Annotated in this window: 6 protein-coding genes; 1 reads left to right on the top strand and 5 read right to left on the bottom strand. The window is 37.9% G+C overall.

Annotated features, from left to right (window positions below; all coding sequences use genetic code 11):
- Positions 1-180: hypothetical protein (locus NEOC95_RS00410; protein WP_213150957.1), on the top strand; the 180-nt coding region annotated here is incomplete at its 5' end.
- A gap of 258 nt (positions 181-438) precedes the next feature.
- On the opposite strand, the gene NEOC95_RS00405 is transcribed toward NEOC95_RS00410, so the two are convergent.
- From NEOC95_RS00405 to NEOC95_RS00385, 5 genes are all read right to left on the bottom strand, one after another.
- Entirely contained in the window at positions 439-1,344 is a 906-nt protein-coding gene (locus tag NEOC95_RS00405) for a hypothetical protein (protein ID WP_166158574.1), read from the bottom strand.
- Between the two features lie 479 nt (positions 1,345-1,823).
- Positions 1,824-3,200 carry a sigma-54-dependent transcriptional regulator gene (locus NEOC95_RS00400; RefSeq protein WP_213150955.1) on the bottom strand — a complete coding sequence of 459 codons (1,377 nt, stop codon included), beginning with the start codon at positions 3,198-3,200 and terminating at the stop codon, positions 1,824-1,826.
- A 291-nt stretch (positions 3,201-3,491) separates the two neighbouring features.
- Positions 3,492-3,896, bottom strand: coding sequence for a flagellar export chaperone FlgN (flgN, locus tag NEOC95_RS00395; RefSeq protein WP_166158568.1), 405 nt, complete (start codon positions 3,894-3,896; stop codon positions 3,492-3,494).
- 265 nt (positions 3,897-4,161) lie between these two features.
- Positions 4,162-5,145, bottom strand: a complete 984-nt coding sequence (locus NEOC95_RS00390) for a small ribosomal subunit Rsm22 family protein (protein ID WP_213150954.1) — start codon at positions 5,143-5,145, stop codon at positions 4,162-4,164.
- The gene (locus NEOC95_RS00385; RefSeq protein ID WP_213150953.1) at positions 5,142-6,092 is read right to left on the bottom strand and encodes a hypothetical protein; all 951 of its coding nucleotides are present in this window, start codon (positions 6,090-6,092) and stop codon (positions 5,142-5,144) included. The genes NEOC95_RS00390 and NEOC95_RS00385 overlap by 4 nt, the downstream gene beginning before the upstream one ends.
- Position 6,093: the final 1 nt, after the last annotated feature.

The following is a 6,093-nucleotide window of genomic DNA, read 5'->3' as shown; positions in this document are numbered from 1 at the left end:
CCTCCTTATTTGAATTTAGAAAAAGGCTGTTTGCAATTCTCAATAGCTGCTACTTACGGAGTTCGTTTAAATGGTATTAGCAATCTTTTGAAAGAGATTTTAAGATTTGTAGGAATTTCCTGGTGTAAGCTTTTTATTAGGTGGGAGGATATAAAAACGCTGCAAAACTCTTTTAGGTAAGTAAGAGATATTGCTACCTATCCGGATGTGCACTAAAACAGCAATATGGATAGGGCACGCTGCCAAGGTAAGCTGTTTTTTAAGCTAATCGTTTATCTACAGGAGGCTTAATTATAGGTTTGTGCTAAGAAGAGCAATAGAGCGAAAGCAGCCTATTGCCCTTCTAATAAAGTAAGGAAGGTAGAAGAAACAGCAAAATTTAATACCGCAAGAAAGATGAGGATACTTATAAAATTTTGCCTGGCATCTTGGAAAAAACTATGCTAGAAGGCTGAGTATAATTCCACCTGCGCAAATAGCATTAGAAGTATAATTGAATTTTTCTCCATACAGCCTATTAGCCCATATATTACAGGCGATGATGGTACCCACAGCAAAACAAGGAAATAAAACACCTTTTTCTATGGGAAGAGCCCATTTGGTGGCTAAGAGTAATAAAGCTGTGGAAGCAAAATTGGCCAAGCCCGCTAAAACCCCATACATGGTGGTAGTGGTAGTCCATGCATTCATTTGGCGAAGGAAATAAATGGCTTGAATTAGACAAGCTACCCCAAATTGTCCTAACATGAAGCTCACATCCTCTCTGCTGACAAGAGCATAACTGGGGGCCGTTGTTTCCATGGTAGGACATATCACACAACGTGCTTGCATAAATGTTAAGGCAATTATTTGGACAGCTAAGCAGGCAAGAGCATATTTTAACCAAGGATATAAGCTTTTTAAGCTGCCCTTAGCCTCACCTCTGGCGCCTAGGAAGAGGCCTCCTATGACTAATAAAATGCCTAATAGTTTTTGATAAGAGTAAGAAAAGCCATTTTCTGAGCCAAATAAAGCAAACAAAATCATTCCTGGAAAAACGGCGCTGGTATTTTGAAAGGCGAAGGTTAATCCAGCTGGCCCTTTATGTAAGGCGCAAGAGGTAAAAAACATTAACGCTATATTTAAAAGCCCTACAAAAGCTCCAATTCCTAACATTTTTACATTAAGGCTTTCGAAAAAAATAGTAGGATAAAGGATAAAGGAAAATAGGAAAGAAGTTAGATAGAAAGCTAAGAGGTAGGTAGTAGGGTTAGAGGCAGAGGAATGTTGAGAGTTTTTGCGAAAAAACAGATTAGATGAGGCTGAACCCCCGGCGGCTAGTAAAGATAGTAAAATAGCTTGCATGATAGAAATATCTCCTTATTCAAATAAAATAATAGGGAAAAAATTCGAGAGTGAGGCAGGATCTACAACGAATTATATCGATAACGGTTAATAAATTCCAATTAAATAAGTAATTCCCTTTTTGGCAACTCTTTATGCAAGACGCTTTTACGCTCCTCTTTATGCAATCGCTTAATCCCATAAAAATATTTTATTAGCTAAAGAGACAGCTTTTAGAGGGTTAGGTATGCAGACGTGAGCTTTTTTAAGCGTGTCATCCTCTACTCAATAAAAAGCTCGTTGGAGGGGGGGGGGGGCAGCTTGGGAAAAGGTTGATTTCTTTTTTGGTTATGCACTCATAGGTTTTTAGAAGATATAATAGAAAAATTATCCAAATATTAATCTCTTCGGGAGACAAGAGGGGAAGCACAAGCCCAAACGACCCAGCTTTTTTACAAAATCTCTAAAGGCTTTTTCTAAAGATGTTCTAAAATTAGCCCTTATTCGGCTAATTCTAAAAGACTATACTCTTGGAGCTTATTGCGTAGCTTACGTGTGCTTATTCCTAGAATTTTAGCAGTTTTGGTTGGGTTATTATCTTGTTGATGGAAAGTCTCAATAATTAAGCGCTTTTCAAGCTCTTGTAAGGAAAGCCCTGTAGGAAATTCTTTGTTTTCTGCTTGTGATTTTTCTGGTTTAAAACTTGCTTGAAGATCAATGAATAGGTGATCAGGCAAAACTTTGTTGGTGCTATCCATTACCACTGCTCGTTCGATAATATTAGCAAGCTCGCGTACATTGCCGGGCCATGGATAAGCTAATAGTTTTTTCTCTGCTTCTAAGGAAAGCTGTTTGTTTTCTTTATGGTTTTCATTGCAAAATTTTTCCAGAAAATGTCTGGCTAATGGAATAATATCCTCTCTTCTCTCCCTTAAAGGCGGTAGATGGATAGGGATGACATTTAAGCGATAATAAAGATCTTCGCGCAGGTGTTTATGAAAGATAGCCTCCTTGATATCACGATTAGAAGTCGAGATGATCCTTACATCCACTTTAACCGCTTTTGTTCCCCCAATACGCTCAAATTCTTGTTCTTGAATAGCGCGCAAAAGCTTGGCCTGAAGAATTATAGGAATTTCTGTTACTTCATCAAGTAAAAGAGTACCTGAATTAGCTAGCTCAAATCGTCCTAATCTTTTGGCATTCGCTCCTGTAAAAGCTCCTTTTTCATGGCCAAAAAACTCGGCTTCTACCAAAGTTTCAGGAATGGCGGCACAGTTAACCTTGATAAAGGATTTGTGGGAGCGTTGCGAATGGAAGTGGATGGCTTGCGCAATCACTTCTTTGCCAGTACCAGACTCTCCATTGATAAATACGCTAGCATTACTTTTAGCAATCTGAACCACATCCTCCATGATTTTTTTTATAGCTATGCTGTCTCCAATTACTAGAGATTGGGAGGCGCTACCTGGTCCCTGCTGACGAAGATAATGATTTTCGTGGATAAGGGTTAGATGCTCACGAGCCTTTTGTAAAACTGCTTCTAGGGTGTCGGGAGAAAAAGGTTTGATTAAATAATTGTAGGCTCCCAAACGCATGGCTTCCACAGCGTTTTCAATGCTTCCATAAGCGGTTATCACTATGATGATTGTTTGGGGAGAAATTTCTTTAATTTTTTGTAGTAAGTCGATTCCTGTTAAATCGGGCATTTTCATATCGGTAATAACGATATCAAACAGGTGTTCCTTGACTAGAGCTAGAGCTTTAAGCCCGTCCTCAGCAGTCGTGACATCCAAAGATTTTCTTTTTAATGTTTCAGCTAAAAAATCCCTTATCAAGGCTTCATCGTCAACGATAAGTACTTTTTCAATAGGCATATTAACTTCCCTGTAAAAGCTTTGTAAGGGTTATTTAACAATTCGTTCTCTATCTAGCTCTTCGCTTGCTTTTATATGTTTTTTATTAAAATAAAGCGCTTGCAGAAGGAATGGTAAATTAGTAGGTGTAAACTATACGTATGTTTAATACCTGGGGGTTTATTTCTAAAACCCTAATGAAAGGAAAATTTAAAAAGCCAATCCTTTCCTAGGCTATATCAAGGTTTATATCTTAGAAAGTAGGGGTTATAGTTGTCTCAACTTTATATTAAAATTTTCCGTCAAACAAATTTAGATTTTTTTATCATCCATCTCTACTTGTGGGAGCTGCGAAAGAAGGTTTTTTAGCAATTTTTGGTTAACAAGATCGAGCTGTAAAATTTCTTTAAGAATATCACATAAAGAAGTCAGCAGTTCGTTAATTTGCAAAGAAGAAGGGTCGTGAGAAGATTTATTTATCCAATGCTTTTTAAGGGGTGTCAAGGTTTTTTCGATGTCGCGTATACAGGCTACCAAAGCCTTTTTCTTGCTAAGAAGAGAATGCATTTCCTGAGGAGGCTGTTTTGAAATTAACTTTTCATGTTCATAATGAGTAAGAGTTAAAATGTCTTTATAATAATCATGTTCTTTTTTTAAAAGGTGATAAAGTGCTTCATCATTAGAGAGGCTGCAAAGTGAGGAGAAATTTTTTGCCATAGCAGATGCCAATTTTCTTCAAAAGTTTTTTCCACAGCCTATGAATATTTGTGTTTTTGTTCAAGTAAGAATGAAAAAAAAATTATCTACTTAATCGGCAGGTTGGCTAAGTAATTGTTTGTAGTATATAACCATTGCTAAATATTTATTAATAAGATGAAATAAAGGGAAGGATTTTAATAAATTAAAATTATTTTTAATGGCACATTTAATTGTTATACCAAAGTCACAGAGGAAGCTGTCTAAAAAGATATTAGAATGTAGGTTACAGACTATCTCCCCAATCTAAGTTACGGGCTTTTTTATAGAGCTCTCCATGGCGTCGCGAAATTATTCTATCAGTTAATCCATCGTTTTGCGTGCAGAGCTTTAAACTTAGATGGCCCGAGTGCTTGTGAGGATGACGTAAAATACGTGCTTCCGGCAAAGTGGTAGCAGCTTTCGTGCAAATGATGTAAGAAAATTTTTCATCTTCATAGCCAAGAAGAGCACCTTTTGCTTGCTTGTGAAGGGGGGATCTTTCTAAGCGAACACTAAAGTGGCACCAATCTTTTTCTGTCATAGGGCATGCATGCTGGTGGGGGCATGGCGCTAAAATATGGGCCTGTAAGTCGATGAGGTGCTGGCGTATTTGCCTAATCACCTGAAATCCTAGCATGGTGCCCGGTTCAATAATGACCAAAGCTTGCCTAGCACTTTTCCATAGTTTTCTAATTATCTCTTCCCATACTGGCTGAGGCCATTCTCCCATGGCATAAGATACAAGGATTAGATCACTTTCTGGAAAACAATCTCGTTTTAAAACATCTCCTTCCACCCAGTGCGCCTCTCTGAATAAAAGAGTCTTAGCTTGCAAAGCTAATTTTTTGCCTAAAGAAATTAAAAAATTATCCTGCTCAAGGAGAGTGATTTTGCAAGCATGCGAAAATAGCTCGGAAACAGCCCACATAGCTGTACCTGGGCCTGCTCCTACATCGAGTACAGAGCCCAAGACTCCCTCATAACGCTCTTTTAATTCATTTAAAACGTATCTTATAGCTTCAAAAGTTGCTGGCATACGTGAAAGTAGGTAGGCTATACGGTGCTCGGGGCTGCTAACAAAACGTTGTTTGCTCTGCATAATTTTTTGACGTTGCTTCTCATTGCGATAACGCTCGCTCAGCTCTTGAGTAGCATATTGTAAAGCATTTCCCCTTAACGCGTGGGCCTCCTGTTCGAGGGCTAGTCGTAAAATGTTGGGTAGATTCATGGTACCTTATAGTGGCGCGGATCCGTAGCTGTTACGGTAAAATCTAGCATTGTTTCTGGCATATTAATAGCACGTGCTGCAAAGGCATGTTTAAATTGTTCGGTGGCTAGCTGATTATCTTCAGCTTTTTTAACCTGATAGTAAAGACTGATGCGCTGTTGTAAGATTTCTTCCACCGTAGAGGGATCTCCAAAAATGGCTAATAGGATAGCTTTAGGGGCTAAATACACTCTTATTTTAGTCTTTTGAGAGTTAAGCGTAACAAAGTCCAATAAGGAAATTGTATGGGCATTATATTTATATTCTTCAAAGTTTTCATCTAAAGATTTCCTATTCTCGCTGCTATCCAGGGTATTTATATTTTCGGCAGGCAGATTAAAATGCTTATTTCCTAGATTTACAGCTGGATTCAAATTGTATCCTTTAAGCAATGAATAGTAAATATCTTGGAGAAAAGGCTGGCCTAAATCTAAGTTTTCTAAGCCATTTTTGGTTTTTATAGGGTTATTTTCAAGCGCTAATTTATGGCCAGCGGCTTCAATTGCTTGAATAAGTTCATCAACCAGTTGAGGATTGCTATTTACGGCTTCCTTAAAATTTGCTTGCTCGCCAAAAACTTGATGGATAATCTTTTTTAATAGTTCGCGGTAAGTAGCTTCGACTTGAGGATAAAAATTTCTAGCTTCCGGATGAAGTAGCCAATAGAGATTGATTAGGGGACTTGCTTCTTTAGGAGCCGAATTTTTTTTGCTATTCTCTTTATTTGAAAAAGTAGTCCACGCGTACCATTGCTTAGCGCCGTTATCGATAGCCCTATGGCCAATCTTAGCTCTGTAACGCTCTAGCTCTTTTTGGGTAATTACAAAGCTACGATAAATTTCTAAACGTCCATAAGTCAATAAAGTAAGCATCATTAAAAGGCTCATGACATAGATAAGGATATTCATG

Origin of the sequence: Neochlamydia sp. AcF95, from assembly GCF_018342455.1 — a bacterium.
Taxonomy (GTDB): Bacteria; Chlamydiota; Chlamydiia; order Chlamydiales; family Parachlamydiaceae; genus Neochlamydia.
This window is presented reverse-complemented; position numbering and strand designations above follow the sequence as displayed.